Consider the following 26,754-nt stretch of genomic DNA (forward strand, 5'->3'; position numbering starts at 1 on the left):
TTTTAAACTTCGTCTGTTCTTTATAGTTAACAGGATTGAATGCAGTCCGTTTCTGCAACTTCAAATCCAGGCATTTACTTTGTAGTTTCATGTTCAGCAGGTTCTTTCAACTCCTTCGGAGCTTCGCCACCTTCTTCATGACCACTTAACTTATCTGTGTTCCTTACTTTAGCCAGGTAGTTCACATTGGGCAGTACGTGAATCTGCTCCAGCGCATAGAATAACCTGTTCTTATTCTCAGTCCGCTCCTTTGCAATCGCACTCTTGCTGTTGTTCACGTTTCCGAAAACAATTGCATCAGCCGAACATGCTTGCTGGCAGGCTGTCCTTGCATCACTGTCTTCCAATGGACGACCTTCTTTCTTTGCTTTCAGTTTTCCTTCCTGCAGGCGCTGCACGCAGAATGAACATTTCTCAATCACACCACGGCTGCGCACAGTTACATCAGGATTCAATACCATGCGGGTAAGGTCATCATTCATCATCATTACCACATCATTCATCTCATCCTGGTTGCCCTTAAAGCTGTCTGCCCCTGTATAATCAGCCCAGTTAAAGCGGCGTACCTTATATGGACAGTTATTTGCACAATACCTGGTTCCGATACAACGGTTATAGGTCATCTGGTTCAACCCTTCACTACTGTGATTGGTTGCTGCAACCGGACAAACGTTTTCACATGGTGCATTGTCGCAATGCTGACAAAGCATAGGCTGGAAAACGGTTTGAATACTTTCCGGATCATTAATATCACCCGTAAAGTAACGGTCAATCCGCAACCAGTGCATGTCGTGTGCACGCAATACTTCAGGCTTACCTACAACTGAAACGTTATTCTCAGCTGTACAGGCTACAACGCAGGCGCCGCATCCATAACAGCTGTTCATATCAATGCTCATGCCCCATTTGATGCCGGGTCTGTCATACACCGGATAAATGGTACCATCCTTGGCGTAGTTTTCAAGGCCTCCCCATGGTTTCAACTCTTCTTCTCTTTCATTTAAAATCCTTGTCGGATTCTTAATGAGTTCAGTAAGGGTGAGTTCTTTTACTACTTCATGCCGTCCTTCATAAGAACTGTGCGTTTGGGTAGTTGCAATTTTATATTTGGTTTCTGACTTTTCAACAGTAACATCAGCATAATTGATCACTGTATTTCCGTTAAAAGAGGCAAGCTGGTATACATTCTTACCAACTCCAACAGCCGCCCTTCCAATATGCTCGCTCCGGCCATAACCAACAGCTATAGCTATTGTTTCAGGTTGCATACCTGGTATTAACAATACCGGTAATTCAATTTCTCCTTTATTGCCAACCTTAATTTTTACAACAGGCTTATCAGGGAAGGCTTCGTACTGGTCAGACTGGGTATTATTTGTAAGATCAATACCAAAAAGTTCCTTACCCATTGCCGGGGCCATCATTACATAATTGTCCCAGGTGGCACGAGTGATCGGATCAGGCATTTCCTGCAACCAGGGATTATTGGCATGCCGTCCATCAGCGATAGAAGCTTTCTGGTACAATACCAACTCTACCTTGCCACCTTTCTTGCCGCTTGTTGCAGCCGCAACCGCAGCGCTAACAACAGCACCGTTGAAAACGGGCGAGCCCATAACTGTTACAGTTGACTCAATAACACCATCCTGCAATGCTTTCAGGTAGTTATCATTACTACCCAATTTGGCAATCCAGAAATTCTTCAGGTAATCTGCATAAACTGTAGCATTCCCCGTCCATTTCAATAGGGTATCCTGCCATTGGCGGGTTTTAAACAAGGGTGCAATAGTGGGCTGAAGCAAACTTACATAACCCGCTTTATGCTCAGCATCACCCCAGCTTTCGAGGTAATTGTTGGCAGGAAGTACATATTTGCAGAGCTCAGTGGTTTCATCAAGTTTCTCATTGAAAGAAATTGATACACGGACTTTTTTCAATCCGGCCTTGAACTTCTCAGCGTCGTAATAATCATAGGCGGGATTGGCATCATAAATAATCAGGGCACCAACAGATCCTGCATTCAGGTCGTCCGTAAGTTTAACCATATCGGCATCAATAGCTGCCTTGTTTTGCAATGGAACTGCCCAGTTAATGGTCGTTCCGTTTGCTCCGATGGCTTCGTTAATAGCACTTACTATGATCTGAATATTCACATCATTGCTTCCACATACTACAAGTGCTTGTCCTTTATGTGCCAGCAGGTCCTTTGCCGCTTTATCGATACCTTTTTTCAGTTTTTCTCCATTTACACCAGTTACTCCCTGACCACTAACTGCAGCCAGTAAGGCCGCAGCAACTGAACCTGTTTCAGAAGGGCGATGGGTAAACCTTTCATCAGCATTCGCGCCTGTCATACTGAGCATGGACTCAAACTGATAATGCTTGCTCATGGTTGGATTGGCCTGGTTGATTTTACGGCCTTTGGTATAACCGCGCTGAAATTCAACCGGATTTAACCAGGTTCCTAGGAAATCAGCACCAAGGCTCACAATAACTTTCGCCGCATCAAACTGGAAAGACGGGATAGCCCTTTTACCATGTGTAGCTTCATTGGCGAGCAACAGGCCGGAATAAGAAATCCCATCGTATTGTACATGTCGGCTTCCAGGGTATTTTGCCAGGAATTCACCGATTAATTGTTTTGAGGATGGGGAGTTGACCGTGCTTGTTAACAAAACAACCGGTGCACCTCCCAGTCCATTTAAAGCATCAGCAACCATTTTATCGAATGCATCGAAAGTGCTCACTTCCTTTCCATTCGCTATAGGGTAACGTAAACGGGCCGTATCGTAAAGGTCAAGTACAGAAGCCTGCACCTGCGATGTAGTACCACCTTTTGTCCAGGTAGACAACTCATTACCTTCTATTTTAATAGGGCGACCATCCCTTACTTTGGCAATAACCGGAATGGCATCACCTCCTGAGATATAAGTCGTAGCGTAGTAATCGGAAACTCCCGGAATAACATCAGCAGGACGGTTAATAAAGGGAATCGCTTTCTTAACCGGGATTTCGCAACTGGCGGCAATTGCAGCGGCAGCTGTGCTGAAACCCACATATTTAAGAAAATCTCTCCGCGGTGTTTTAGCATCAGTTAAACCTTGGGCATCAAAATTCTCAAACGGCAACTCCTCCTTGAATTCATCCTTTGCGTTCTTTTGATGGGCTTCTGAGTTATTTAACTCACCGAAACTTTGCCAGTACTTTTTTTGCTCCATATACCCAAACCCCGGAAGGGGCTCTGATTTTTTGGTTATGAAAATTGGTTTGTAGTGATCTTCTTATAGCGAAACACGTTGATTCCCAACGGAATACTTGTGTTTATTAATAGTGACATTTTTGACATTCTGTACCACCGATTTTTTCTACGGTTACGCTGTCCAGAGTGCCATTTTTAAGGTCATTATGAAACTTTTCGTAAATGCTGTAAAAATTATTCTGAGTAAACTGCACTTTGGTTTCCCTGTGGCAGTTAACACACCAACCCATGCTCAGGTCTGAAAACTGGTAAACCTCACCCATGTTCTGTACTTCACCATGACAGGTCTGGCAAGCAACTTTACCCGCTTTAACGTGCTGTGCATGACTGAAAAAAACATGGTCAGGAAGGTTATGGATTTTTACCCATTCAATTGGCTTAGGTTCATTGGCATATTTCTTCTGGGCAGGATCCCAGCCAGTGTAAGAATACAGCTTTTTAATTTCATTGGTACCATTAACCTCTGTTCCATCCTCGCGATACAGTTTTTCTGACTTTTCAGAGTATTCATTAATAGCCATGTGGCAGTTCATACAAATATTCAGGGAAGGAATATTTGCGTGCTTACCATCCTGTGCGCCACCGTGGCAATAGAGGCAGTTTACCTGGTTAACGCCCGCATGTACTTTATGGGAATAATAAATCGGTTGCTCTGGCTGGTAGTCTTTACTGCGACCCAGTCCAATAGCGCCCTGGATTGTATAATATCCGCCAACAACAAATAAAACCACCGCGAACAGGGCGATATAGGCTTTATTTCTCCAGAAAGGAACCGGCTCATAAGAAGGGATACCTTCTTTTTCATCGCTCAGCTTCTTCAGGTTCGCATTTACCTGCAATAAAGTAAGTACTATGATCGCCAGGATCAGCGTCAGGATCCCGAAAAGAAGTGAATTGTCTGTGGCTGTTTCTTTCGCTGCAACTTTACCTCCCTCAGCTCCAGGGCCCGCAGTAGCCGCCTTTGCCTGGATGTTAATATAACCCAGAATGGCGTCAATTTCCCCATCGGTCAGGTTGGGGAACACGTTCATCGGTGTTTTATTGTACTTGGTATACAAATCGGTAAAGTACTTGTTACCAGTAGCTAAAACCGCCTGATTATTGCGAATCCATGCATGCAAAAGCTTTTTATCCGTTACGCGTTCCTCAACTCCCGCCAATGCCGGTCCGGTCAGATCTTTATTAACTGCATGACAGGAAGCACAGTTCTGCTGGAACAAGGCTTTGCCGTCTTGAGCGAATATTTGCTGATCAAAACAAACAACAGTGAGGAGAAGGATACTGATTACTAATTGCTTTGTAATCGATCTATAGTGACTCATAAGCTGGAAATGTCTGTTGGTAATGTTAAAATGTGGCGATTCGGTGGCAAAAATATGACACGATATTGACAAAATATCAACATCGGGATTTTTTTTTTGACTGCATAGGGCTTGCATTTCAGCGAATTGTGCAATTGTTCAAATGAATTATTTGTACTATTTGTAAACAATTTTGTTCAAACATTTCTGTTAGTTTGCGGCATGTTTGAAAAGTTGCAGCATAAATGGAAGGTAGGCGGCATGCAGTTATTGCTCATTATTGCCACCTTCGCTATAGGAGGTAGCCTTACAGGAATAGCTGCCCGAAACCTGTTACGTTCCCTGCCCGTAGAACAACCGGTTCTCTGGACTATAATATATATTATATTAGTTACCCTGGTTTGGCCAATAATGGTATTATTGGTGAGTATCCCTTTTGGACAGTTTTCTTTCTTCCGGAAATACATTAACCGCATCCTGGCGCGGCTGAAGGGGAAAAATGGTTGCATTCGGGTGGCAATTTTCGCCTCGGGTACTGGTTCCAATGCCAAAAAAATCATGGAGTATTTCGAAAACCACCCAAAAATCAGGATTTCCCTGGTGGTTAGTAATAAAGCAACCGCCGGAGTGCTTGAAAAAGCTGAATTACACCATATTCCCACCCTTATTATTGAAAAAGAGGCCTTTTTCAGGGGCGACGCATATGTTCCCTATTTAAAAAAAAATAAGATTGATTTTATCGTACTGGCCGGATTCCTTTGGAAAATTCCCACTGCCCTGATCTCGGCTTACCCTTTTCGTATCATCAATATTCATCCAGCCTTATTGCCCAAATATGGCGGGAAGGGAATGTATGGACAATTTGTTCATGAAGCGGTTATTGCTGCGAAAGAAACAGAAAGTGGTATTTCCATTCATTATGTTGATGAACAATATGACCATGGTGGAACAATATTCCAGGCTACCTGTCCTGTTACAGCATATGATACACCGGAAAGCCTTGCCCAGAAAATCCATGCCCTCGAGCACCGCCATTTTGCACCAGTTATTGAACAAACGATTCTGTCACAAGAAGTTAAAAAATAAATCCCTGTTCCCCGATTCAGGAATTGGTTGTACCGTTGTAACCCTGTATGCGTTGCTTAACTTTTTTCATATTGATTTTTTTGGTGCTTACCTGCTTTCCAGCCTTTTCACAGGTTCGGATAACCGGCACCGTTTTTGAAAAAAACCGGACTTTCCCTTTGAGCAACGTTAGCGTCTTAAGTTCCAATGGCCGGGGAACTGTTACTGATTCCATGGGACATTACAGTATTGTGGTATCTGAAGATGATTCCTTGTATTTTTCTTACCTGGGAAAGCCTACACCAAAATACGCTGTTACCAGCATCCCTGCGGTATACCAATTCGATGTTTCCCTTCATGTAAATGTCACCACACTTAAAGAAGTAAGGGTTACACCCAGAAATTATAAACGCGATTCCATTCAAAACAGGCTTGACTATGCCAAGGCTTTTGATTTTCAAAAACCAGGCCTCGGTATTTCCAGTTCACCTCCCGGATCAGGAAGTTTTGGGGTTGGTCTCGACCTGGACCAGCTGATCAATGCATTTCGTTTCCGTAGAAACAGGAGCATGGCCGCATTCCGCGACAGGCTGGTACTGGAAGAGCAGGAAAAATATGTGGAAAATAAGTTTTCGCGCGCCAAAGTCAGGAAAGTAACCGGGTTAACCGGGCCAGATATTGATACATTTATGCGGTATTATTCACCGCCTTATGAATATGTGCAGATTGCCACAGAATACGAACTGCTCGACTACATGAAAAGAGCCGGAGAACAATACAAACGGATCAAAAACCTGGGTGGTAAAATTTACGGTAAAAAGGAAGAAGAATATTGATTTACCTGATTAATATCAACTTTTTTATTGATCAGGCTTCTGTTTAATCTGCGTATACTTTCGGAATTTGTTATAATGAACTTATTTCCAGTATTGCTACTTTTTGGCTTTACCTGGGTAAGGCCAATTGCTTCCCCTCAACAAGAGTCAGCTACCGAAATAATTCGCAAAGCCGACCTGAAGATGCGTGGGAATACTTCTTATGCCTGGCTAACAATCAGGATCATACGCTCTTCCTGGAATCGTGAAATGGAGGCCCGCACCTGGTCAAAAGGAACCCAACTGGCCATGATCCGTATTGAGTCCCCGGTAAAAGATAAGGGAACCGTTTACCTAAAACGACAGAAAGAAGTATGGAACTGGATCCCCACCATTGAACGGAACATCAAACTCCCGCCCAGTATGATGAGCCAAAGCTGGATGGGAACAGATTTCACGAATGACGACCTGGTGAGGGAATTCTCCATTCTGGAAGACTACACACATAAGTTGATTGGGGAAGAAACCATTGGCGACAGGAATTGCTACAAGATCCAGCTTGACCCTAAGCCGCAGGCTGCTGTTGTCTGGGGTAAGATCATAGCCTGGATCGACAAGAAAGATTACCTGGAATTGAAAGCAGAATACTATGATGACAACAATGCGCTCATAAACCTGATGACAGGGAATGATATAAAAACACTCGGGGGGCGTTTGCTGCCAACCCGGATAGAGATCACCCCGATAAATAAAAAGGGACAGAAGACCATCATGGTGTACAAGGAAGTCCAGTTCGACCAACCCATACCAGACAATTTCTTCACCGTAGAAAACATGAAGAAAGTACAATGATCTATTTACGCTTAGCATGGCGGAATATCTGGCGAAATACCCGGAGGACCTTGATCACGGTAGCATCCATCTTCTTCGCCGTTATCCTTGCCACCATAATGTGGTCCATGCTGGAAGGCGTGTACGGCAAAATGATCCATAATATAGTCGCATTTTCCTCAGGTTACCTACAGGTGCACAAAAAAGGCTACTGGGAAGAAAAAAATATTGAGAATGTCTTTACAGCTGATACCGCCCTTGCCAAAAAATTATCCGGCGTAGAAAACATCACAGCTGTTGTGCCCCGCATCGAAAATTTCGCGCTAGCTTCTACCGGGGAAAATACCGCTGGTGTCATGCTGCTGGGTATTGACCCCGAAAAAGAAGATAACATCACCAATCTCAAGACTAAAGTTAAGAATGGAAAATACCTTCGCTCAACTGATAACGGCGTGATGATCGGTAAAGGTGTGGCACGTAAACTTCGGCTATCTGTTGGCGATACCATTATCCTGCTCAGCCAGGGATATCATGCATCCAGCGCCAATGGGCTCTACAAGGTTTTGGGTATTGTCAGCTTGCCATCGCCGGAACTGGACAAGGTGATGGTCTATATGCCATTAGCCACCGCTTCAGGGCTGCTCAGCCTGGACAACCATATCAGCTCATGGGCAGTGATGATCAGCGATGCAAAAAAGTTGGCATCGGTGAAAAAGGAACTGCTGCGGAATATAGATCCTACAGCCTATGAAGTGATGGATTGGAAAGAACTGATGCCTGACCTTGATCAGATGATACAGGCAGATGGCAGCGGACATAAAATCACCATACTTGTTTTATACCTGGTGATCAGTTTTGGCATATTCAGTACTGTGCTGATGATGATGGCAGAACGGCAACACGAATTCGGTATCATGACTGCTATCGGGATGAAGAAACGCCAACTTGCCTTCATCGTTTTCCTTGAAACTGTTTTTATAACCTTAATAGGTGTTATATCAGGAACCCTTGCCAGCCTGCCTATTACCTTCTACCTATCCGAACACCCTATACAATTGACCGGGGAAGTAAGGATTATATATGAGAGTTATGGTTTTGAACCAATAATTGCTGTTTCAACAGCCCCGGTAGTTTTCTTTTCACAGGCAAGGGTAGTATTGCTGATCACCTTATTGATTGGTATTTATCCTGTTTATAAGATCCTTCGAATGAATTTAATGAGCGCACTAAGAAGTTAAACGATATTAATGATACTAAGCATCGCCTGGCGAAATTTATGGCGTAATCCATTACGCAGCCTGGTCATCATTGGATCGGTCATGACCGGGCTTTTAGCGGGTATCTTCATTCTCGCATTCTTCCGGGGATTGATCAATGAACAGATCAACACCGGTATTTCGCAACAGCTTTCCCATATCCAGGTGCATAACCCGGTCTTCAGGGAACTGGATGAAGAGCAATACACCATCAATAATGTTTCGGGAGTCCTGTCGGCATTGGAAAAAGACGACCAGGTAGCCGGTATAAGTCAACGCCTGGTCATAACCGCAATGGCCTCTTCAGCCTACACTGCTTCCGGAGTAAGTATCTATGGCGTGGAGCCATTATCGGAAGCTGCCGTTACCGGCTTGAATAAAAGGATCAAAGAAGGACATTACCTGGAAAATTCCGCATCTGGTCAGATACTAATGGGAAGAAAACTTGCAAAGAAACTTCACCTCGGCCAGGGAAGTAAAGTGATCCTGACCTTCCAGGATAAAAACAATGAACTTATTGCAGCAGCATTCCGGATCACCGGGATCTTTGAGGCCGCCAACAGCAATTTAGAAGAGAACAATGTTTTCGTAAAAAAGAACGAGCTCGATTCGCTGACCCTTCTCGGTGGAAGGATACACGAACTGGCCATTCTGCTTAAAGACAATAAGGCTGTCGAAACAACAGCTTTTAAGTTGCGCAATCTCAATACGGGTAACAAGGTTGAAACATGGAAGCAACTTTCCCCCGAGATCAGGATGATGATTGATTCTTTCAGCCAGTATATGGTCATCATCATCGGCATTATATTGATTGCCCTGGTCTTTGGGATCGTCAATACCATGCTCATGGCGGTATTGGAACGATACCGGGAATTAGGTGTTTTAATGGCGATCGGTTTGAACAAGCGTAAGATATTCAGTATGATCATGACAGAAACCCTGTTGATGACAATTCTTGGCTGCCTGGCCGGATTACCATTGTCCTGGCTTACGGTTTATCTTACGGGAAGAAATGGCATCAACCTTTCCAGGTTTTCAGAGGGACTGGCCATGTACGGTTATGGCACAAGGGTATATCCCCAATTGGAACTGTCTTACTACTGGCAGGTTGGGGGAATGGCCATCGTGGCTGCGCTCCTGGCATCTGTTTACCCATCGTTGAAAGCATTACAATTGAAACCAGCTACAGCTATCCGAAAAATTTAAACCATGCAGAACACGGTTATTGATGCACATAATATCTCCAAGGTATACGACCAGGGTCCGGTTGCTGTCAAAGCGGTGAACAACGTGCACCTGCACATTGAGAAAGGCGAATTCGTCGCCCTGGTTGGTCCTTCGGGATCCGGTAAAACAACCTTACTGAACATGATAGGTGGACTGGATGAACCTACCACCGGGAACGTTGTGATTAACGGGGTGGATATTACTAAGCTTAGCTCGAATGAGCTTATTGATTTTCGATTGAATAATATTGGCTTTGTTTTCCAATCCTTCAACCTGATCCCGGTTCTAACTGCAAGGGAGAATATCGAATTCATCATGCTGCTGCAGAAAGTTGGCAAAGAGGAACGGGAAACCCGCGTCCTGAAACTACTTGAAGAAGTTGGCCTGACTGACAAAGCCAATGCAAAACCAGGGGAACTATCAGGCGGTCAACAACAGCGTGTCGCTGTTGCAAGAGCCCTGGCATCAAAACCCAGGTTTGTGCTCGCCGATGAGCCTACAGCCAACCTCGATTCGCAATCCGCTGCCAACCTGCTCGACATTATGGAAAAACTGAACCGGGAAGAAGGAATGACCTTTGTTTTCTCCACGCACGACCAACGCGTCATTCAAAGGGCAAGAAGAGTGATAACATTAGTGGATGGCGAAGTCGCAGAAGATACATTGCAAACACCACTTACCCATGCAGGCTAAAACCATATTCATATGTATTGCCTGTTTGTTTTTATTTTTGGTTTCTTACGGCCAATCAACAGATTCAACCAGGATAAAAGCGGAACTACATGGGTATATAAAGAACATGCCATCAATCTACTTTGGAAATAACCTGGATTCGGTAGAGTTTCTCAATGTATTCCATAACCGTTTAAACTTTTCACTGGATTTACCTCACAATTTTCTTATTAAAGCTGAAATGCGTAACCGCTTTTTTGCTGGCAGCGAGGTAAAAAAAATTCCCGGCTTTGCAGAAACACTTGACCAGGACGACGGATTGTTTGACTTGTCTTTTGTACCCATAAACCAACCGGGATTTATATGGCAAACCAATATTGACCGATCATATATCAATTGGTTCAATGAAAAATGGGATGTTACACTGGGGAGGCAAAGAATTAATTGGGGTATTCATACTATTTGGAATCCTAATGACTTATTCAACACTTTTAATTACCTGGATTTTGACTACGAAGAAAGGCCCGGAAGTGATGCCATCAGGATACAATACAATCTTAAAGCAATGAATAGTTTTGATTTTGCCTGGAAATCGGGTAAAGATGGAAAGGACCAGGTGGCCGCTTTAATGTATAAGTTTAACAGGCATGGATATGACTGGCAATTCCTGGCAGGTATGTACAAAGAGGACTGGGTTTTGGGAGGCGGTTGGGCAGGAAGCATTGGCCAGGTAGGCTTCAAAGGTGAAGGCAGCTATTTTCATCCAAAAAAGAATGGCACCGACATGGTAGGAGTACTAAGTTTCACTACCGGCTTAGATTATACGCTGGAAAAGGGATGGTACCTTTCAATATCTTATTTGCTGAATACTGCAGGAGACAATAATTATCAACCATATGGAACCGGCATATTGCTGAACCCTACCGCGAAATCCCTTTTACCATTCAAGAATACCGGATTTGTGCAGGTTAATAAAATATTTACGCCCCTTTTTTCCGGCGGTTTAGGTGTAATGTATGCCCCGGGCGGATCGAATTTTCTGCTGATTTTCCCAAGTGTACAGTATTCGTTTGCAGAAAACTGGGAATTGGCCTTTTTCGGCCAGCACTTCTTTGGAGAGCAAGACCATTATACAACATTGGGTAATTCCATTTACCTGCGAGTGAAATGGAATTTTTAATCCTTTACCATATTCAAATCAATCTGTAATTTTGTACCTTTTCCAATGAATAAACTTCTTATGGGAAAAAAAGTTTTCTCTGTCATCTTCATCGGGATATTAAGTTTACCCGGTTTCCAAACCAGAGCACAATCAAATTTTATAAATGACAGTCTTGATGTTTATGTAGTATCAGCCATGCAGGAATGGAAAATCCCTGGTGTAGCTATTGCAGTTGTAAAGAATGGCAAGGTACTGGTAATGAAAGGATATGGGGTTTTGGAAAAAGGTGGCAAAGAAAGAGTAGATGAAAATACCCGGTTTGGAATTGGCAGTAATACAAAAGCATTCACGGCAACCAGCCTTGCAATGTTGCAGTCGGAAAAAAAATTATCCCTTGATGATAAGGTGCAAAAATGGGTGCCGGATTTCAAACTTAAAGATCCGTGGGTTAGCAAAGAGACAACTATCCGTGATCTGTTATGCCATAGACTTGGATTTGAAACCTTCCAGGGAGACTTTATGTATTTTGATTCCGACCTCAGCTATCCGGAAGTAAAAGAAAAATTCGGTAAAGTTAAACCCCTTTATAGTTTTCGCTCTAAATGGGGATATACTAATGCAGCATTTGCGGTGGCCGGAGAAGTAATTGAGAAGGTAAGCGGAACAAGCTGGGGAAATTTCCTGCAGCAGAATATTTTTACCCCCCTTGGGATGACCCGCACAATGCCCTATTCTATTCAACTGGATACTGCATCGAACACAGCGAAAGCCCATACATTAGTGGATGGCCAGCTTAGAAAAATCCCATACGGTCATATTGACAATTTAGCACCTGCCGGAAGTATTTCTTCTTCAGCACATGACATGGCCAACTGGGCCATGGCATTATTGAAAAATGGCGAATGGGACGGGAAAAAAATTATACCCTCTGAGGCTATAACGGCTACGCGTACACCACAATCCATTTTAGGCGATGGTGGACATCCATTTAATAAATCACATTTTTCACTTTATGGGTTAGGCTGGTTCCTGACTGATTATGAAGGCAGGAAGCTGGTGGAACATACAGGCGGCGTAAATGGATTTGTGACCAGCTTTACCCTTGTTCCGGAAGAACAGGTCGGCATCGTGGTTTTGACAAATACAGATGCAAACGGTTTTTATGAAGCTATGAAATGGGAGTTATTAGATGCAAGCCTGGGGCTGCCTTACAGGAATTATAATCAACTGGCTCTTGATCAGAATAAAATTGAAAATGCCAGAATTAATGGTATACAGAAAAGTCGCAGGGATACTGTGGCAATGAAACTTCCCATGACTTTCCCTGTCACGCAAATTATCGGCAATTATGTGCATGAAGTTTATGGAAAAATGACCATTGCGGATGAAAAGGGGAAACTTGTTGCCCGGTTTGAACACCACAAAGGCCGGTATGCTGTTCTTGAACCAATGAAAGATAATCGCTTCCTTGCCAGTTTTAATGACCCATTGTATGGAGTAAGGGTCTGGCCATTTAGAGTTGAGAACGGGAAAATAAAAAGTGTAACCGTTAACGTTAATGGATTCGTTGAATTTACAACTTATGAGTTTTATAAAAAGTGAATTATGACCGCACTCACCCTCGGAATTGGTACACGTTTACAACACACCCAATTGGGGCCTGGTGTAATTATAGGCGTCCGCTATGCGACTTACCTGATTTCGTTTATCCACCATGGCATTAAAGAGATCGAAAAAACAGATCATCACCTGGAAGAAATTATTCCTGAAAACGTGACTGAAGAAATTGAAACACACTCGGAAGTAGAAAAATCATTATTAAAAATACTAAGGCTATGGAATGGCACCAGTGAAGTTGTACCCCTGGGAGACAGATGGAAAGGAGGAACGATGGTATTACAACCCGGTGATATTTCATTAAAAGGTAAAGAACTGCCGATTGAAGTATTCTTTCACAAAATAGTAATGTTAAGGGACCGGCTCCGGGTGATGGAACAGCAGATCAACGCGCATAAAATTATGAGCGATGAAGATAAGGTCAACCTTCAGCAATATATTTCCAGGATATATGGTTCACTAACTACTTTCAATGTCTTGTTTAAAAACAAGGAAGAATGGTTTATTGGCGATAAAAGCAGCGAATAACTTTAAACCTGGTCAGGCTTTTTTGCGTGGCAGGAATTGAGGCCAAAAATCGCGTAGATAGGGCAAAAGCTGATCACGCTGGTTGCTGCAAAAACTGCACCCAATATAACTAATACCAATCCCGGTGTACCTGCAATAGTACCTGAAAAATACAGGTAAGCAAACACTGCAGCGAGAATTAAACGAAAAATTCGGTCTGTATTACCAAGGTTCTTTTTCATGATAAACTAATTATAGTTTTGGAAAAAATGATCCAACTGAATTCAAATCAAAAAATATTATGGCAATTTAAAATATAAAGAAAATAATGCTTGTGACAAAGGTCACTTATCAATATGATGTTAGGCAGATAAAGCTGTAGCAGATTCTTCCTGGTACTCTGAATATAATTAAACCCAGGGATATATATACTTGATTGCAAGCCTGGTCCGTAAAATCCTGTTTTCTTTAGTTTTTGTCCGAGTATTTAAGGTGATCGAAAAAATGAATTAACTAGTTGCCTTAATATTTCAGCAGCTGATGGACAGTTTCCGACAACCTGTTTTTCGCCAGGAAATTCTTCTCCAGTTCAGTATTAAATGGAACCGGCGTATCCAAAGAGGCACAACGCATAACAGGTGCATCCAGTAAGGCAAAACAATGCTCGCTGATCCAGGCACTGATCTCGCCTCCAATGCCACCAGTAAGGGTGTCCTCATGCAATACCAATACTTTTCCTGTGCGGGAAACAGCTTTTTGAATTGCCTCGTAATCTAGTGGAAGCAGGGTTCTCAGGTCAAGGATATCAATGCTCTTCCCTGGATTTGCATTTGCATATTCCAATGCCCAGTGCACACCGGCACCATAGGTAATAATGCTGATATCTTCTCCTTCCTGCACATGTCTTGCTTTACCGATGGGTATTTCATAATATCCTTCAGGAACTTTTCCAGTTATACTTCTATACAATACTTTATGTTCAAAAAACAACACCGGGTTGGGATCATTAAAAGATGCAATCAATAAGCCTTTTGCATCTTCAGGAGTGGATGGATAAACTACTTTCAATCCGGGGGTATGCACAAACCATGCTTCATTACTCTGGCTATGAAAAGGCCCTGCACCTACGCCTGCACCCGTAGGCATACGCACCACCACATCAGCATTCTGGCCCCACCGGTAATGGATCTTTGCCAGGTTATTTACTATCTGGTTCAGGCCAACACTTACGAAATCTGCAAACTGCATTTCTACCATACTCTTATACCCCTCCAAAGACAAACCCAATGCTGCACCAAGTATCGCACTTTCACAAAGCGGAGTATTCCTAACGCGGCTTTTTCCAAACTCCTGAACAAGTCCCTCTGTAATTTTAAAAGCCCCGCCATACTCAGCTATATCCTGACCCATCAAAACGAGATTAGGATGTTCAATCATGGATAATTTCAGGCCCTGCTGAATAGCGTCAATAAACCGAATTTCAGCTAATGGTGAATCAGCCGGAGTTTCCCTGAATGCTGATGCCCGTTGCGCATATACATCACCTAATTCTTCTTCGGTATTAACCCGCATCTCTTCAGCCTGTTCGGCTGCTAACAACTCTTTTTCAATCAGTGATTTTATTTCTGCCTTTAAAAATTCAATTTTAGAATAGGTTATAAGTCCATTTAAAATCAACCATTCTTCATAGTTTTTAATAGGGTCGCGATTTGACCACTCTTCAAAAAGTTGGGGCGGAACATATTTGGTTCCGCTGGCTTCTTCATGCCCCCGCATCCGGAAGGTCATGCATTCAACCAGGTAAGGTTTTTTCTGCCGGATGCAATAATCCCGCACCCCTTTTATGGTATCGTAAACTTCCAGGAGATTATTCCCATCAATCCTAACACCTTCCATGCCGTATCCCTTTGCCCTTGCAACCAGGCTTTCACAACGGTACTGTTCGTTTACCGGGGTACTTAACCCATAACCATTATTTTCTATGATAAATATTACTGGTAAGTCCCATACTGCTGCCGTATTCAGTGCTTCATGAAAATCACCCTCGCTTGTTCCGCCATCACCGGTAAATGCAAGCGAAACCTTACCCTCAGCCAGCCCGGATTCCTCCCTTAATTTATTTGCTAATGCAACGCCATCGGCAATGGCAAGTTGCGGACCAAGATGTGAAATCATTCCACAGATATGGTGCTCCTTAGATCCAAAATGAAAACTCCTTTCCCGTCCTTTACTATACCCATCCTTGCTTCCCTGCCATTGCATGAATAACTTTGCCAGGGGAATTTTACGGGCTGTGAAAACGCCTAAGTTCCGATGTAATGGCATGATCCATTCATCTGGCTGGAGTGCCAGTGTTGCACCGATGGAAATGGCTTCCTGGCCTATACCGCTAAACCATTTACTGATTTTACCCTGCCGTAATAAGACCAGCATCTTTTCTTCTATCATCCTGGGTAGCAGGATAGATTCGTAAAAATAAATTAGCTGGTCGTTGGTCAGGTCTTTACGGTCGAAATTCATAACATTCAATTACCTGCCATGAAGATACCTGAAAACCAGGGATGATTAACTTTTATCAGAAGATTGCAAAATAGACGTGGTAACTGATAACAGGATGCTAAATAATAAGGCCCACCAGAAACCATCTACTTTAAACCCATCTACTAATTTACTGGCCAGCAAAATAATAGCAGCATTTATAACCAGGAGGAATAATCCCATGGTAATGATGGTAATCGGTAAGGTCAGGATTACCATTATTGGCTTTAGCAATGTATTAAGGACGGCCAGGACAAGGGCGAGGACCAAAGCAGTAATGAAAGTATCTATATGGATTCCCGGCAATACATAAGACAAACCAAATGCCACTAAAGCGGAGATGAGTAAGCGTACAAGAAAATTCATATCGGTATTTTTAATGATTACAATATTCTAGTATAAACATGGCCTGACTAAAAATTTTTCCTTAGTTCTACTATCGCTTGTTTAGCCTTATCCAAAGTAATCAATCCGCGATTTGGACGATCAAGGTCCAACGTACAATAGATAACAAGTGATGACAATAGGCAAAAGCCAACCGCAATGGGCCAATCAACATGGCCTTTTTTATTGGAATATCCCGCTAAAAAAGCACTTGTAAGGGTTAATATGAACAACATCATCAGGATTGATTCCGGTACCACCGCATATAGTTGCTGATGGCTGGTGGTGGTGATATCGATCATAGCGTTCAATGCAGGAAGCATATTGTTTACTGGAACAAACGCTCCGGTCCTATTAAAATGTCCTATAGCTTCCTGCCAGATTTTTGCAGAAATCGCATTCGCTTTACTTAGCGATTCATTTAATGCTGCCGTATCCGCTTTGATGTTATAGTAGTCAACCCTGGTTTCTATATACTCTTTAAACAATGGCCTGATTATATTTCGGATCGAGTCAGGGTAAAGGTCTGCCCGCAAAAGGGCAGTTCCTATATTATTGGCTTCCTGAACCACGATGTTCCTTTTGGCATCATAGCGGCTGGCCGACATACTAAAGGCAAAACCCAAAACAAAAGCACTCAGGGCAAAAACAGCCCCAACCAGGCTGCTTGATGTTTTTTCATCATCCTCCACCTGTCGCATTTTTTTTCTGTGTGCAAGGCGGGTCCCTATATAAAAGGACAACACCATCAGAAGGAACAGGACGAAGGAAATAGTAGCGGCGGAAAAAAAATATAACTGCATTTTCATACTATTTGGTTTAATGTCTTTGTCCCCCTCCTGTTCTTGCCGGACGGGTTACTGGACGACTTGGTGCGGTTGACCGGGGAGCAGGCCTGCTTTGCTGATAATTATTTTGCCTTGTTGCGCCGCGATCCCTTTGCTGACTGGCGCGGTTCAGGTCATTATTCCGGTCGATATTCCCAGGATTTGCAGGTTTCCAATCGCGACTTTGATTATCCCTCTGGTTCCAATTACCCTTGTCATCTTTTCTATAGGCATTGCCCTCGCGGTCTGAAAACACGTTGTTATCCCTATTGATGTCCCGTGCTGGCTGAGTGGACGGTCGCGATGGGTTGGCCGGATTGGCAGGCCTGGTGCTGGGGGCAGGCCTGGTACCGGGCTTGCTACGATCAACGTCCCTAGTGGCTACCCCTGGTTTATTATTATAAATATTCTCCCGGTGATTGATATTGGGATTGACCTGGTTCCCTCTATTGATATTGATGTCTCCGTTATTTATAAATACCGGTCCCCTGTTCCCATAATATCCCCCGCCATAATATGGTGGGCGATAGGGAGGACGATACATGGGGGGTCCAAACCATCCACCGCCATAGTACCCGCGGCCATAGCCAAAACCAAAATGCATAAATCCTACATTAAATCCAAAATTCATACTCCATCCGGTCCAGGGATTATAACTAAAACCAAAACCCCAGGTACAGGGCCTTGGGTAATAATAAGCACCATACCATGGGGTATAATAATATCCTGTTCCATAAACTACAGTTGGGCCGTAAATATAACTTCCCATATAGCCTGGTGTATAACCTACATATACATACTGAGGAGTGGTTTCATAGATATACACATACTTCGTATTATATGCCGGGCTGCTAGGTGGAATTTCATCCACTTCTCCCGGACGTTCCGCGGAAACCCGCCATGGGCCTTTTGGACTGGTTGACTCAAACCAGATACCATTATCAACAGCGAAATATTTTCCATTGGATTTTATCACTGTCGTAGTACTATTCGTAGCCAGTTCCATATTTGTTCCTTCTATGGGCTCGAACTTCGGGTTGCCATCATATTTCACATCTGTTTTGGCAGAGTTACGGTCCACTTTCGCAGTTTGAGGAATCTCGGCATCGATCTTTGCTTCTTCTGCGGCGGTTGTTCCTGCAACACTTGCTAACACCCCGTCTTTTTCAGATCCTTCAGGAATCTTAGCGAAATCGGCAGGTAGCTGATTGGACTGAATGTATGTCCAGGGACCATTGAAGCCCGGGGCCTGGTACCATCTTCCGGCGATAAGGACAAAAGTCTTTTGCGAATTAATATCCTTGAACAGGTCATTCGTAGAATTACTTACATATAAAAGGGAAGTTCCCTCTATCGATTTATATTCAGGTTCCCCTTTTGTTTGAACCAGCTCGGCAGGTTCGGTGCTGACAATAATTTCCGTGCGCTCCGGGGTTGCAGTTATCGCTTTACCTCCATTGTCCTCTTTTTCCTGTTTTTTAATTCGTTCATCTACCGATTTTAGTTTTGTTGAAAGACTTGAATTTGGGGTCCATCCCTCTGCGACGCTAGCAGACTTATACCATAAACCACCAGTATACAAATTCCATTGAGCTCCCTCCTTAAAAATAAGGTAGGGTGTATTTATGACCCGCTCTGCATCAAGGTCTTTGTCTTTCTGAATCTTTGGCTCTCCATCGATAAGAATCAGGCTCGAAGGCTTGTTGGTGTAAATAATTTTTGGTGGGTCATTCTTTAAATTATCAGATGACTTTGTACCGCTTTCCTTATTAATAGTTGCCACCAATTGATCTATGGAAATTTCAAGTTTTGACTTACCTGCGGCACCTTCAATCGCCGCAATTACATTGTTCATTTTTGTAATATCATCAACACCGGGAAATTTAAGGTTGGTGACCTTTAAAGATTCCAGGGTTGCCATACGGCTATCCCTTTCCGTTGATACAGTAGCTTCAAAAAACATTGCCCCGAATACTGGCTCTGCACCTTCAGTCTGTTTTACTGAAAGGGCACACCTGCCAACAATCTTATTATTTACATACGACTCAGGCTGCGGCTGGTAAATTGTCACGCTTCCCCCATTTGCAAGGGTAGTAACCTTCGGCCAGTTCGATTGTGCTAGAATTCCCGATGTGTTAAGTAAAAAAGCCACAAAAAAGATTAAGGTTGCGAAAAAGCTTTTTTTCATATCGAGATAGTTTGAAGATAAATTTTTGTACGCTGCTTACTTTTTCTTCCTATTGGATAGCTGATTTAACCTCCCTGGGTTTGGCAATATCACCAATGTAGGTAATTGATTGCCGGCTGATAGAAGTAACATGCAGATAAGCAGAACCATTTGTATATACAGTAAGAATTAATTCCTGTATATCAGGAACATCCTTAGGTTTAATATGTATATCCTTACCATCATTTTTTGCTGGCTCTGTGCTATATGTAAACTCTTTTGAAGTGAATTTAATGCCGCCATCAGTACTACCGATATTTGTTGTATACGCTTTCCCGATATAGGGCAAATCAGCAACTACCTGATCTTTGGATACCAGAAGATAATAGCTGCCTGTTATAGTTCTTTGCTTTCCGCCCATAGGGGTCATAAACTGGGCATTGAATTGGTACGATTGGTCCTGCAATACCTGGGCAACCTGACCTTCGCTTAGCGATGTGGCTGGTTGGGCACTTCCGCATGCAGTGACAATAGCAGAAAAAGCAACCGCGTAGAAAAAAATGCTTTTCATATATAATGATTTGTAGGCGCCAAACTCCAGATTTTGTTTGCTATTAAAGTTCATTCATTTTATCGAAATACTTATATTCTTTAGCAGTTTTGTCTTATCGTAGTATACCCTTCGGGACTTTCTTAACGTTTCTGCGTACCCGGCAACCAGAATTTTGGAAAAGGCAAAAGACTCAACAAGGACCTGAAAATTCCCCTACTGAAGATCATAACGGAATGTTGCAAACGAAGAAAAGGGACAATTTGACCTACAACAAAATCTTTATATTCGTAGTACAGAAGCGATTCGGGATTTAAAGAGAAGTTTATAAAATCTTAAAATATGAAAAAAGTCATATTACCTGTTGTCTTTGCTGTTTTAATTACAGCATGCGGACCTTCAACAGTTATTGAAAAAAGCTGGAGGGACCCAAACACCACAATAGTTTCCGGTAGCTGGAATAAGGTACTTGTAGTTGGCCTGCTTAAAGATGAAACAACCCGCCGGGTTGTGGAAGACCAATTAGTAAAAAGAATGAAAGGCAAAGGTGTTGCATCATATAATTATTATGTGGAGAAAGATGTTACAGAAGCTAAAGCAAGTGGGTTCAAAGACAAATTGATTACTGAAGGATTCGATGGGGCTGTTGTGATGCGCCTTGTAAATGTGGAAAAAGAGACCAGTTATGTGCCCGGGGCTTCAAGCTTTCCGCCTTATTATGGTGGGTTTGGCCCTTATTACTACAATAGTTGGAATTCATACTATTCTCCGGGTTATTATACTACAGATAAGATTTATAATGTTGAAACGAATATTTATTCATTCAAACAGGACAAACTTGTTTGGTCTGGGATAACACAAACCACAAATCCATCGAAAACGGAAAAGATGTTCAATGAAATCGCGGATGTGATAGGTGCAAAAATGAGAAGTGAAGGTTTCCTGAAATAGTGATGAACCTTATACCACAACCAGTTCATAAAAATCTTCAGGACGCAGGTATTTTTCAGCCAGCTTTTGGATGTCTTCAGCACTGGTCGTTTTTATCGTTTCAATTGTTTTATAAAAGAAATCCTCTTTTAACTCATTCAATATTATTGTTTTCCACCTGCTGATAATATGGAAGGGGCCATCCAGGTCGCCTAATATGCTACCTATGAGGTAATTCCTTACAAGCATCAATTCTTCTTCATCGACCAATTCAGTTCTAAGCAATTCCATTTCCTTATAAACTTCGGTAATAGTGGCTTCGCATACATCCCGGCCGGCCTCTGTTGACACCAGCCAGGCACTATCCTGAATATGGTTCTGAAGGTAACTGTAAATACCATAAGTATACCCTTTGTCTTCCCGGATATTATTCATCAATCGCGCCCCAAAAAATCCGCCAAAAACTGTATTTAAAATCTGTGCGCCCAAAAAATCGGGGTGATGCCTGTTTGGAAAATGTCTTGCAAGCCGGATAGCACCCTGAACGCCATTGGGATCGTTACTAATCCTGTATTTTTTTTCACTTGCAGGATGGACTTTATGGATAATCTCTCCAGGTTGGGTGGCATGTAATGGAAGGTCTCCAAAATTCCCTTCCATTAATTCATATAAATTAACCGGTAGCCTTCCCGCAACAAAGATCATACACTTCCCCTGCTGGTAATATCTTTTATAGAATTCCTGAATCTCATCGCGATTCAAAACAGCCAGGTCTTCAAACCTGCTATAGCGGCCATAAGGGTGATCAAAACCAAATAAGTATTCATCAATAAGGCGGTTAGCTACAAAATCATTTTTCTTCAGGTTTACCTCAAGCCTTTGCCTGCTGTTTTGCTGGTATAATTGCAATTCCTGTTCGGGGAAAACAGCATCTGTCAGCAATTCACGAACAACAGGTAATAATATTCCAAGGTGCTTCGTAAGGCATTGTAAGTTGATCGTGGCTGTTTCATTATAACAGGCCCTGCCCAGCGATGCACCATAGTAATCAAAATGCTCATTAATTTCAAAGGCATTTTTTTGTCTTGTGCCATTCTTCAGCAAAAAATTTACAGACGGAGCAAGCATGTTCTTCTCTTCATACCAGTTTCCTGCCCAAAACACCCATTCAACCTGGAGAACTTCTTCTGCACCTGCATTTACTGCATAAACTTCAACGCCATTCTTCAGCACATATTTATCATACGGCTTAAGGCTCAATTCAAATTCAACTGCATCTTTTATCGGAGGCGCTATCTTTCTGTTTAACATATAATCTGTTGTTTCTTACTACTACTTCGCCCTGTAATACAAAGTATGGCTGTTCTTCTCATCAAAAATAATCCTGCTTTCCTTTAAAATCTCCTCCGCACTCACTTCATGGTACTTCGATAATTCAGTATTCATGAGGTTAGCGTCGCCCAATAGTTCATAATAGGCCAGGCTGGCAGCACGGTTCATTACACTTATATCTTCAAACGCCATTGTACTCTCTGTCTTATTCTTAACCTTCTCCAGTTCGGAAACTGAAATGCCTTCCATTTTCAATTTTTCCAGCAATTGCTCAATGGCTGCTTCAGCTTTCTCCAGGCTTACACCTTTAACCAGCTTTCCATCAATACAAATTAAGCCAGCATCGGTTGATCCAAAATGATAGCAATCAATATTGGTAAACAATTGCTGCTCTTTTACCAGGGCCTGGTATAAACGCGAAGATGCCCCACTGCCAAGCACATCTGTAATAAGGTCTATGGTATAATACCGTGGGTCCATCCTGGCAGGCATATGCCATGTTTTTAGAAAAGCATCCACGGGAACATCTGCCGTTATATCCATGCGTTTTGGTGCCTGCTGTGGCTTTTCCTGGGGAAGGCTCCTAATATATTTCTCGCCGGAAGGAATATCACCGAACCATTTCAAGGCCAGTTCATAAACCTGTTCTGTTACTATATTCCCGGCAACAACCAGTATGGCATTTACTGGCGTATAGTGCTTGAAAAAGAAATTCTTTACATCTGTAAGTGTAGCCTCTTCTATATGACTTAACTCTTTGCCAATAGTCATCCACCTGTAGGGGTGATTTTCGTATGCCATTTCCCGCATCTTAAACCATACATCCCCATATGGTTTATTCAGGTAATGTTCCTTAAACTCTTCGCTAACTACTTTTCTTTGTACATCGAGGCTTTTCTTACTGAACGCCAGGCTAAGCATCCGGTCGCTTTCCAGCCAAAAGGCAGTTTCAATATTGGCAGACGGGAGCTGGCAATAATAATTAGTAAGGTCGTTTGTTGTATACGCATTGTTTTCACCCCCCGCTTTTTGCAACTCATCGTCATATTCGGGAATATGGATACTCCCGCCAAACATAAGGTGTTCAAAAAGGTGCGCAAATCCGGTTTTGGATGGATCTTCATCACGGGCTCCAACATCATATAAAACATTCACTACTGCCATGGGTGTTGAAGCATCCTCATGAACCAACACTCTTAAGCCGTTTGGCAACTCAAATCTGGAATACTGAATCATAACTGAAAAATGAACGCCGTTAGCAGCGAGACTGCAAGTTAGTGGTGAAAGCTGAAATAGGGAAAGCTTGTTTATGCCTTCCCGGGAAGACGGGTATTTAGCCTACTTTTTAAGAATGCTGCCCACTTTCATATAGAGCTCAATGAGTTTACCATCACTTTTACGGATAACTACAAATTTTAACTTTTCACCTTCCTGCTGCACCATACTACGGTATGCCTGCATATTTCTTGTCATATTATTGTTTATTGCGATTATTATATCGCCCTCAAGAAATCCGGCTTTTTCGGCAGGCGACCCTTTCATGATGTCGGTAACAGTTACCTGGCCATTTATATAATAAAAACCCAAACCAGTATAGGCATAGTCGAACCTGTCCCTGAAATGATTATTGGGAATAAGGTAAATATCCCGCCTGTCGTAGTTCAGAATAACGTTAAACCTTCGAAGCAGATCATTGCCAACCAGGCCACCTAGAAAAGGGTAATTGGTTACATTATATTCATCAGGGAAAATATAGGCAGGTACCTTCCTGAATTTATACGGACCAAACCTGAATTCCTTAACAGTAGTCAGTTTCATATTGGTCTTTCCGCCCAATCCTTCGGCCTGCGTATAAAATATTTTTTTGTTTTTACTGAAGAGACTACTGTCATTCACGAAATCATCAGTAAGCAATAAGGAAAGACCAGCGCCTGTATCAAAAAAATAACGGGTATTGGCAATGTTTTCGTCCTTGATACGCGCGCTGATAATAGGAATTGAAGTCAGGTTAGGCTTCAGGAGGTGTCCTCCTTTGGGATATTTCATAGTCCCTTTTGAATAAACAAAGACCCTAAGGGTATCATAATCCAGTTTAACAATATACCGGGAAAAAAAACTAAAGCCGATAATGCCGTCTATTTTCTCCCCATATACACTGGTTAGAATATCATAGTCGTTGATATGGAAATTCAGGGAATCAACAGTTAGTCCAGGGAAGAATAATTTGTGGTTATAGGCAAACCGGACTTTTTTTAGTCCGGCAATTCCCCGAATCGTTCTATCTGTAGCTACTGTTGGCAGCTTTAAATTGACTACGGTTCCTGAATCCAAGGATATGCCACCACTTCCTGTATCTAAAATGAAATTCAGGGAATCGGGGTAATTATCAAGTTTCGCCCTAACCATAATTACACCCCCGTTAAATTGGATAAATGGAAAATCAGTCAGTAGCTGTGCCGGGGGGGGTGAAAAATACTCCTGGGAATATGCCTTATCCTGGTTAAAAACAAGGAATAAGGTTACTAGTGCTATCGTGAATTTATTAAGCAAACAGAAGGGGTTTGTAACAATCGGCTGGAAACCAATTGAATTTACTACGTTTTTTTGGGGGCAACAACACCTTTTAACTGAATATTCCTGCCAGTTGTTCTAATGAATCCCAAACCGGAATATTTCAATGCATTCCATATACATGTGCTAATTTTGTAGGCCAAATTAAATAAGGCATTATGCACTTATCAGAGCTTTACAGGAAGGCATTGAATTTTGAATTTCTATCTGCTGAAGAAGGTGTTTTCCTTTTCAGGGAAGCCCCATTGACGGAATTAATGAATATCGCAGACCAGTTAAGGAAAATCCAGGTACCCCATGGAAAGGTAACATGGATCATTGATCGTAATATGAATACGACCAATGTTTGTATTGCCAATTGTAAGTTTTGCAACTTTTACAGGATTCCAGGTCATGCAGAGGCATATGTTACAGATATTGAGACCTATAAAAAGAAAATAGCAGAAACCTTCCGTTATGGTGGTGAGCAATTATTGCTTCAGGGTGGACACCACCCTGATTTGGGCCTGGACTATTATACCGGGCTGTTCAAACAACTGAAACAACTTTTCCCTGCACTGAAACTACATACACTCGGGCCGCCGGAAGTTGCCCATATCTGCAAACTTGAAAAGAAATCTCATTATGAAGTCCTGAAGGCCCTTAAAGATGCCGGGATGGACTCCCTGCCAGGCCCTGGAGCTGAAATATTGGTTGACCGTGTGCGCCGCCTGATCAGTAAAGGAAAATGCGGGGCACAGGAATGGCTGGATATTATGCATGAAGCCCACAAACTCAATCTGACCACCTCGGCTACCATGATGTTTGGACATGTGGAAACCATAGAAGAACGGATGGAGCACCTTGTGAAAATAAGGGATGTCCAGGCCAGGAAACCAGATAATGTAAAAGGATTTATTGCATTTATTCCCTGGACATTCCAGGATGTTGATACTTTACTCGCCAAAATCCGGGGCGTACATAACATAACTACTCCTGAGGAATACATTAGGATGATTGCGATTAGCCGGATCATGTTACCCAATGTGAAAAATATCCAGGCAAGCTGGCTTACAGTTGGGAAAAATGTTGCGCAGATTTGCCTGCATGCCGGAGCCAATGATTTTGGAAGCATCATGATTGAGGAAAATGTGGTCAGTGCAGCCGGGGCACCTCACCGCTTTACCTACAAAAGCATTCAGTCAGCGATCCGTGAGGCTGGCTTTGAACCCCAGCTAAGGAATCAGCAATACGAATTCCGGGAAATGCCCGAACAAATTGAAGAGCAGGTCATCAATTATTAAACCTTAAGAGCCAACCTCTTTGTTTTTATTCTCGTCTGCTTGTACATGAAAATCCTGCGACCAAGCCTGGTACTCTGCCTCTTGCTCGATGCTGTTGGCTATTTTACATACGCAATTCCCGTACTGGGAGAATTTGGTGACCTTATCTGGGCCCCGGTTTCAGGTATAATTTTTTACCATCTATTCGGTGGATGGAAAGGTGCTTTAGGCGGTTTATTCAGTTTCACAGAGGAAATACTTCCCTTCACGGATTTTATCCCCACTTTCACTATAGGCTGGCTTGTTCAGAGGTTCAGTAAAAAGAACCAGCAAAATGGGCTGTTTACCATTAAATAAACCATTGAATTACCTGTTTTCCGCGCTACTAATTTCCTGGAGAATTACCCGGCATGATTTTGGCAATAAATTTTAATAGGGTAAAAACCACCTTAAATGGTGGGAAGGATAGGTATGTGCATAA

General features: G+C 42.6%; 23 protein-coding genes. 12 read left to right on the forward strand and 11 right to left on the reverse strand.

Annotated elements, in window-relative coordinates; translation table 11 throughout:
* Positions 1-74: 74 nt before the first annotated feature.
* Entirely contained in the window at positions 75-3,218 is a 3,144-nt protein-coding gene (locus LAQ65_RS17755; RefSeq protein WP_224118348.1) for a TAT-variant-translocated molybdopterin oxidoreductase, read from the reverse strand.
* 106 nt (positions 3,219-3,324) lie between these two features.
* Positions 3,325-4,581, reverse strand: coding sequence for a c-type cytochrome (locus LAQ65_RS17760; protein WP_224118349.1), 1,257 nt, complete (start codon positions 4,579-4,581; stop codon positions 3,325-3,327).
* A gap of 201 nt (positions 4,582-4,782) precedes the next feature.
* On the opposite strand from LAQ65_RS17760, the gene LAQ65_RS17765 reads away from it, so the two are divergent.
* The 9 genes from LAQ65_RS17765 (at position 4,783) to LAQ65_RS17805 (ending at position 13,733) form a co-directional block, all read left to right on the forward strand.
* On the forward strand, positions 4,783-5,646 hold the full coding sequence (locus LAQ65_RS17765) for a phosphoribosylglycinamide formyltransferase (protein ID WP_224118350.1): 864 nt from the start codon (positions 4,783-4,785) through the stop codon (positions 5,644-5,646).
* 158 nt (positions 5,647-5,804) lie between these two features.
* Positions 5,805-6,461 carry a hypothetical protein gene (locus tag LAQ65_RS17770; RefSeq protein ID WP_224118351.1) on the forward strand — a complete coding sequence of 219 codons (657 nt, stop codon included), beginning with the start codon at positions 5,805-5,807 and terminating at the stop codon, positions 6,459-6,461.
* A gap of 75 nt (positions 6,462-6,536) precedes the next feature.
* The gene (locus LAQ65_RS17775; protein WP_224118352.1) at positions 6,537-7,292 is read left to right on the forward strand and encodes an outer membrane lipoprotein-sorting protein; all 756 of its coding nucleotides are present in this window, start codon (positions 6,537-6,539) and stop codon (positions 7,290-7,292) included.
* Positions 7,289-8,509 (forward strand): ABC transporter permease, encoded by a 1,221-nt coding sequence (locus tag LAQ65_RS17780; protein ID WP_224118353.1) that lies wholly within the window; start codon positions 7,289-7,291, stop codon positions 8,507-8,509. The genes LAQ65_RS17775 and LAQ65_RS17780 overlap by 4 nt, the downstream gene beginning before the upstream one ends.
* Before the next feature lie 9 nt (positions 8,510-8,518).
* A complete protein-coding gene (locus tag LAQ65_RS17785) occupies positions 8,519-9,733 on the forward strand; it encodes an ABC transporter permease (RefSeq protein WP_224118354.1) in 1,215 nt (404 codons plus the stop codon).
* A gap of 3 nt (positions 9,734-9,736) precedes the next feature.
* The gene (locus tag LAQ65_RS17790; protein ID WP_224118355.1) at positions 9,737-10,447 is read left to right on the forward strand and encodes an ABC transporter ATP-binding protein; all 711 of its coding nucleotides are present in this window, start codon (positions 9,737-9,739) and stop codon (positions 10,445-10,447) included.
* A gap of 106 nt (positions 10,448-10,553) precedes the next feature.
* Entirely contained in the window at positions 10,554-11,606 is a 1,053-nt protein-coding gene (locus LAQ65_RS17795; protein WP_224118356.1) for a hypothetical protein, read from the forward strand.
* Positions 11,607-11,666: 60 nt separating this feature from the next.
* On the forward strand, positions 11,667-13,190 hold the full coding sequence (locus LAQ65_RS17800; protein WP_224118357.1) for a serine hydrolase: 1,524 nt from the start codon (positions 11,667-11,669) through the stop codon (positions 13,188-13,190).
* A 3-nt stretch (positions 13,191-13,193) separates the two neighbouring features.
* The gene (locus LAQ65_RS17805; protein ID WP_224118358.1) at positions 13,194-13,733 is read left to right on the forward strand and encodes a hypothetical protein; all 540 of its coding nucleotides are present in this window, start codon (positions 13,194-13,196) and stop codon (positions 13,731-13,733) included.
* Positions 13,734-13,735: 2 nt separating this feature from the next.
* Here LAQ65_RS17805 and LAQ65_RS17810 read toward each other — a convergent pair whose 3' ends face one another.
* From LAQ65_RS17810 to LAQ65_RS17835, 6 genes are all read right to left on the reverse strand, one after another.
* A complete protein-coding gene (locus LAQ65_RS17810; RefSeq protein ID WP_224118359.1) occupies positions 13,736-13,954 on the reverse strand; it encodes a YgaP family membrane protein in 219 nt (72 codons plus the stop codon).
* 280 nt (positions 13,955-14,234) lie between these two features.
* Positions 14,235-16,232, reverse strand: coding sequence for an alpha-ketoacid dehydrogenase subunit alpha/beta (locus tag LAQ65_RS17815; protein WP_224118360.1), 1,998 nt, complete (start codon positions 16,230-16,232; stop codon positions 14,235-14,237).
* A 45-nt stretch (positions 16,233-16,277) separates the two neighbouring features.
* A complete protein-coding gene (locus LAQ65_RS17820) occupies positions 16,278-16,616 on the reverse strand; it encodes a phage holin family protein (RefSeq protein WP_224118361.1) in 339 nt (112 codons plus the stop codon).
* 47 nt (positions 16,617-16,663) lie between these two features.
* Positions 16,664-17,443 carry a bestrophin-like domain gene (locus LAQ65_RS17825; RefSeq protein ID WP_224118362.1) on the reverse strand — a complete coding sequence of 260 codons (780 nt, stop codon included), beginning with the start codon at positions 17,441-17,443 and terminating at the stop codon, positions 16,664-16,666.
* A gap of 10 nt (positions 17,444-17,453) precedes the next feature.
* Positions 17,454-19,649, reverse strand: a complete 2,196-nt coding sequence (locus LAQ65_RS17830) for a hypothetical protein (protein ID WP_224118363.1) — start codon at positions 19,647-19,649, stop codon at positions 17,454-17,456.
* A gap of 49 nt (positions 19,650-19,698) precedes the next feature.
* The gene (locus LAQ65_RS17835) at positions 19,699-20,199 is read right to left on the reverse strand and encodes a DUF4251 domain-containing protein (RefSeq protein WP_224118364.1); all 501 of its coding nucleotides are present in this window, start codon (positions 20,197-20,199) and stop codon (positions 19,699-19,701) included.
* Between the two features lie 321 nt (positions 20,200-20,520).
* Here LAQ65_RS17835 and LAQ65_RS17840 point away from each other — a divergent pair, with 321 nt between their 5' ends.
* Positions 20,521-21,129 (forward strand): hypothetical protein, encoded by a 609-nt coding sequence (locus tag LAQ65_RS17840; RefSeq protein WP_224118365.1) that lies wholly within the window; start codon positions 20,521-20,523, stop codon positions 21,127-21,129.
* Between the two features lie 9 nt (positions 21,130-21,138).
* Here the strand turns inward: LAQ65_RS17840 and LAQ65_RS17845 are convergent, their stop codons facing one another.
* The 3 genes from LAQ65_RS17845 to LAQ65_RS17855 form a co-directional block, all read right to left on the reverse strand.
* Complete coding sequence (locus tag LAQ65_RS17845) at positions 21,139-22,419, reverse strand: M16 family metallopeptidase (RefSeq protein ID WP_224118366.1); 1,281 nt, start codon at positions 22,417-22,419, stop codon at positions 21,139-21,141.
* Between the two features lie 21 nt (positions 22,420-22,440).
* Positions 22,441-23,676 (reverse strand): M16 family metallopeptidase, encoded by a 1,236-nt coding sequence (locus tag LAQ65_RS17850; RefSeq protein ID WP_224118367.1) that lies wholly within the window; start codon positions 23,674-23,676, stop codon positions 22,441-22,443.
* A 102-nt stretch (positions 23,677-23,778) separates the two neighbouring features.
* A complete protein-coding gene (locus tag LAQ65_RS17855; RefSeq protein ID WP_224118368.1) occupies positions 23,779-24,990 on the reverse strand; it encodes an aspartyl protease family protein in 1,212 nt (403 codons plus the stop codon).
* Positions 24,991-25,169: 179 nt separating this feature from the next.
* On the opposite strand from LAQ65_RS17855, the gene mqnC reads away from it, so the two are divergent.
* Positions 25,170-26,294 carry a cyclic dehypoxanthinyl futalosine synthase gene (gene mqnC, locus LAQ65_RS17860; protein ID WP_224118369.1) on the forward strand — a complete coding sequence of 375 codons (1,125 nt, stop codon included), beginning with the start codon at positions 25,170-25,172 and terminating at the stop codon, positions 26,292-26,294.
* Positions 26,295-26,339: 45 nt separating this feature from the next.
* Positions 26,340-26,630 (forward strand): hypothetical protein, encoded by a 291-nt coding sequence (locus LAQ65_RS17865; RefSeq protein ID WP_224118370.1) that lies wholly within the window; start codon positions 26,340-26,342, stop codon positions 26,628-26,630.
* Positions 26,631-26,754 lie beyond the last annotated feature (124 nt).

Origin of the sequence: Flavihumibacter profundi, assembly GCF_020076305.1 — a bacterium.
In the GTDB taxonomy this organism is placed as follows: domain Bacteria; phylum Bacteroidota; class Bacteroidia; order Chitinophagales; family Chitinophagaceae; genus Flavihumibacter; species Flavihumibacter profundi.

What these genes read in the sequence shown, in the direction of transcription:
- LAQ65_RS17755 (WP_224118348.1), bottom strand. Translation starts at nt 3,218, where the DNA reads ATGGAGCAAAAAAAGTACTGGCAAAGTTTCGGTGAGTTAAATAACTCA.
- LAQ65_RS17760 (WP_224118349.1), bottom strand. Translation starts at nt 4,581, where the DNA reads ATGAGTCACTATAGATCGATTACAAAGCAATTAGTAATCAGTATCCTT.
- LAQ65_RS17765 (WP_224118350.1), top strand. Translation starts at nt 4,783, where the DNA reads ATGTTTGAAAAGTTGCAGCATAAATGGAAGGTAGGCGGCATGCAGTTA.
- LAQ65_RS17775 (WP_224118352.1), top strand. Translation starts at nt 6,537, where the DNA reads ATGAACTTATTTCCAGTATTGCTACTTTTTGGCTTTACCTGGGTAAGG.
- LAQ65_RS17780 (WP_224118353.1), top strand. Translation starts at nt 7,289, where the DNA reads ATGATCTATTTACGCTTAGCATGGCGGAATATCTGGCGAAATACCCGG.
- LAQ65_RS17785 (WP_224118354.1), top strand. Translation starts at nt 8,519, where the DNA reads ATGATACTAAGCATCGCCTGGCGAAATTTATGGCGTAATCCATTACGC.
- LAQ65_RS17790 (WP_224118355.1), top strand. Translation starts at nt 9,737, where the DNA reads ATGCAGAACACGGTTATTGATGCACATAATATCTCCAAGGTATACGAC.
- LAQ65_RS17795 (WP_224118356.1), top strand. Translation starts at nt 10,554, where the DNA reads ATGCCATCAATCTACTTTGGAAATAACCTGGATTCGGTAGAGTTTCTC.
- LAQ65_RS17800 (WP_224118357.1), top strand. Translation starts at nt 11,667, where the DNA reads ATGGGAAAAAAAGTTTTCTCTGTCATCTTCATCGGGATATTAAGTTTA.
- LAQ65_RS17805 (WP_224118358.1), top strand. Translation starts at nt 13,194, where the DNA reads ATGACCGCACTCACCCTCGGAATTGGTACACGTTTACAACACACCCAA.
- LAQ65_RS17810 (WP_224118359.1), bottom strand. Translation starts at nt 13,954, where the DNA reads ATGAAAAAGAACCTTGGTAATACAGACCGAATTTTTCGTTTAATTCTC.
- LAQ65_RS17815 (WP_224118360.1), bottom strand. Translation starts at nt 16,232, where the DNA reads ATGAATTTCGACCGTAAAGACCTGACCAACGACCAGCTAATTTATTTT.
- LAQ65_RS17820 (WP_224118361.1), bottom strand. Translation starts at nt 16,616, where the DNA reads ATGAATTTTCTTGTACGCTTACTCATCTCCGCTTTAGTGGCATTTGGT.
- LAQ65_RS17825 (WP_224118362.1), bottom strand. Translation starts at nt 17,443, where the DNA reads ATGAAAATGCAGTTATATTTTTTTTCCGCCGCTACTATTTCCTTCGTC.
- LAQ65_RS17830 (WP_224118363.1), bottom strand. Translation starts at nt 19,649, where the DNA reads ATGAAAAAAAGCTTTTTCGCAACCTTAATCTTTTTTGTGGCTTTTTTA.
- LAQ65_RS17835 (WP_224118364.1), bottom strand. Translation starts at nt 20,199, where the DNA reads ATGAAAAGCATTTTTTTCTACGCGGTTGCTTTTTCTGCTATTGTCACT.
- LAQ65_RS17840 (WP_224118365.1), top strand. Translation starts at nt 20,521, where the DNA reads ATGAAAAAAGTCATATTACCTGTTGTCTTTGCTGTTTTAATTACAGCA.
- LAQ65_RS17845 (WP_224118366.1), bottom strand. Translation starts at nt 22,419, where the DNA reads ATGTTAAACAGAAAGATAGCGCCTCCGATAAAAGATGCAGTTGAATTT.
- LAQ65_RS17850 (WP_224118367.1), bottom strand. Translation starts at nt 23,676, where the DNA reads ATGATTCAGTATTCCAGATTTGAGTTGCCAAACGGCTTAAGAGTGTTG.
- mqnC (WP_224118369.1), top strand. Translation starts at nt 25,170, where the DNA reads ATGCACTTATCAGAGCTTTACAGGAAGGCATTGAATTTTGAATTTCTA.
- LAQ65_RS17865 (WP_224118370.1), top strand. Translation starts at nt 26,340, where the DNA reads ATGAAAATCCTGCGACCAAGCCTGGTACTCTGCCTCTTGCTCGATGCT.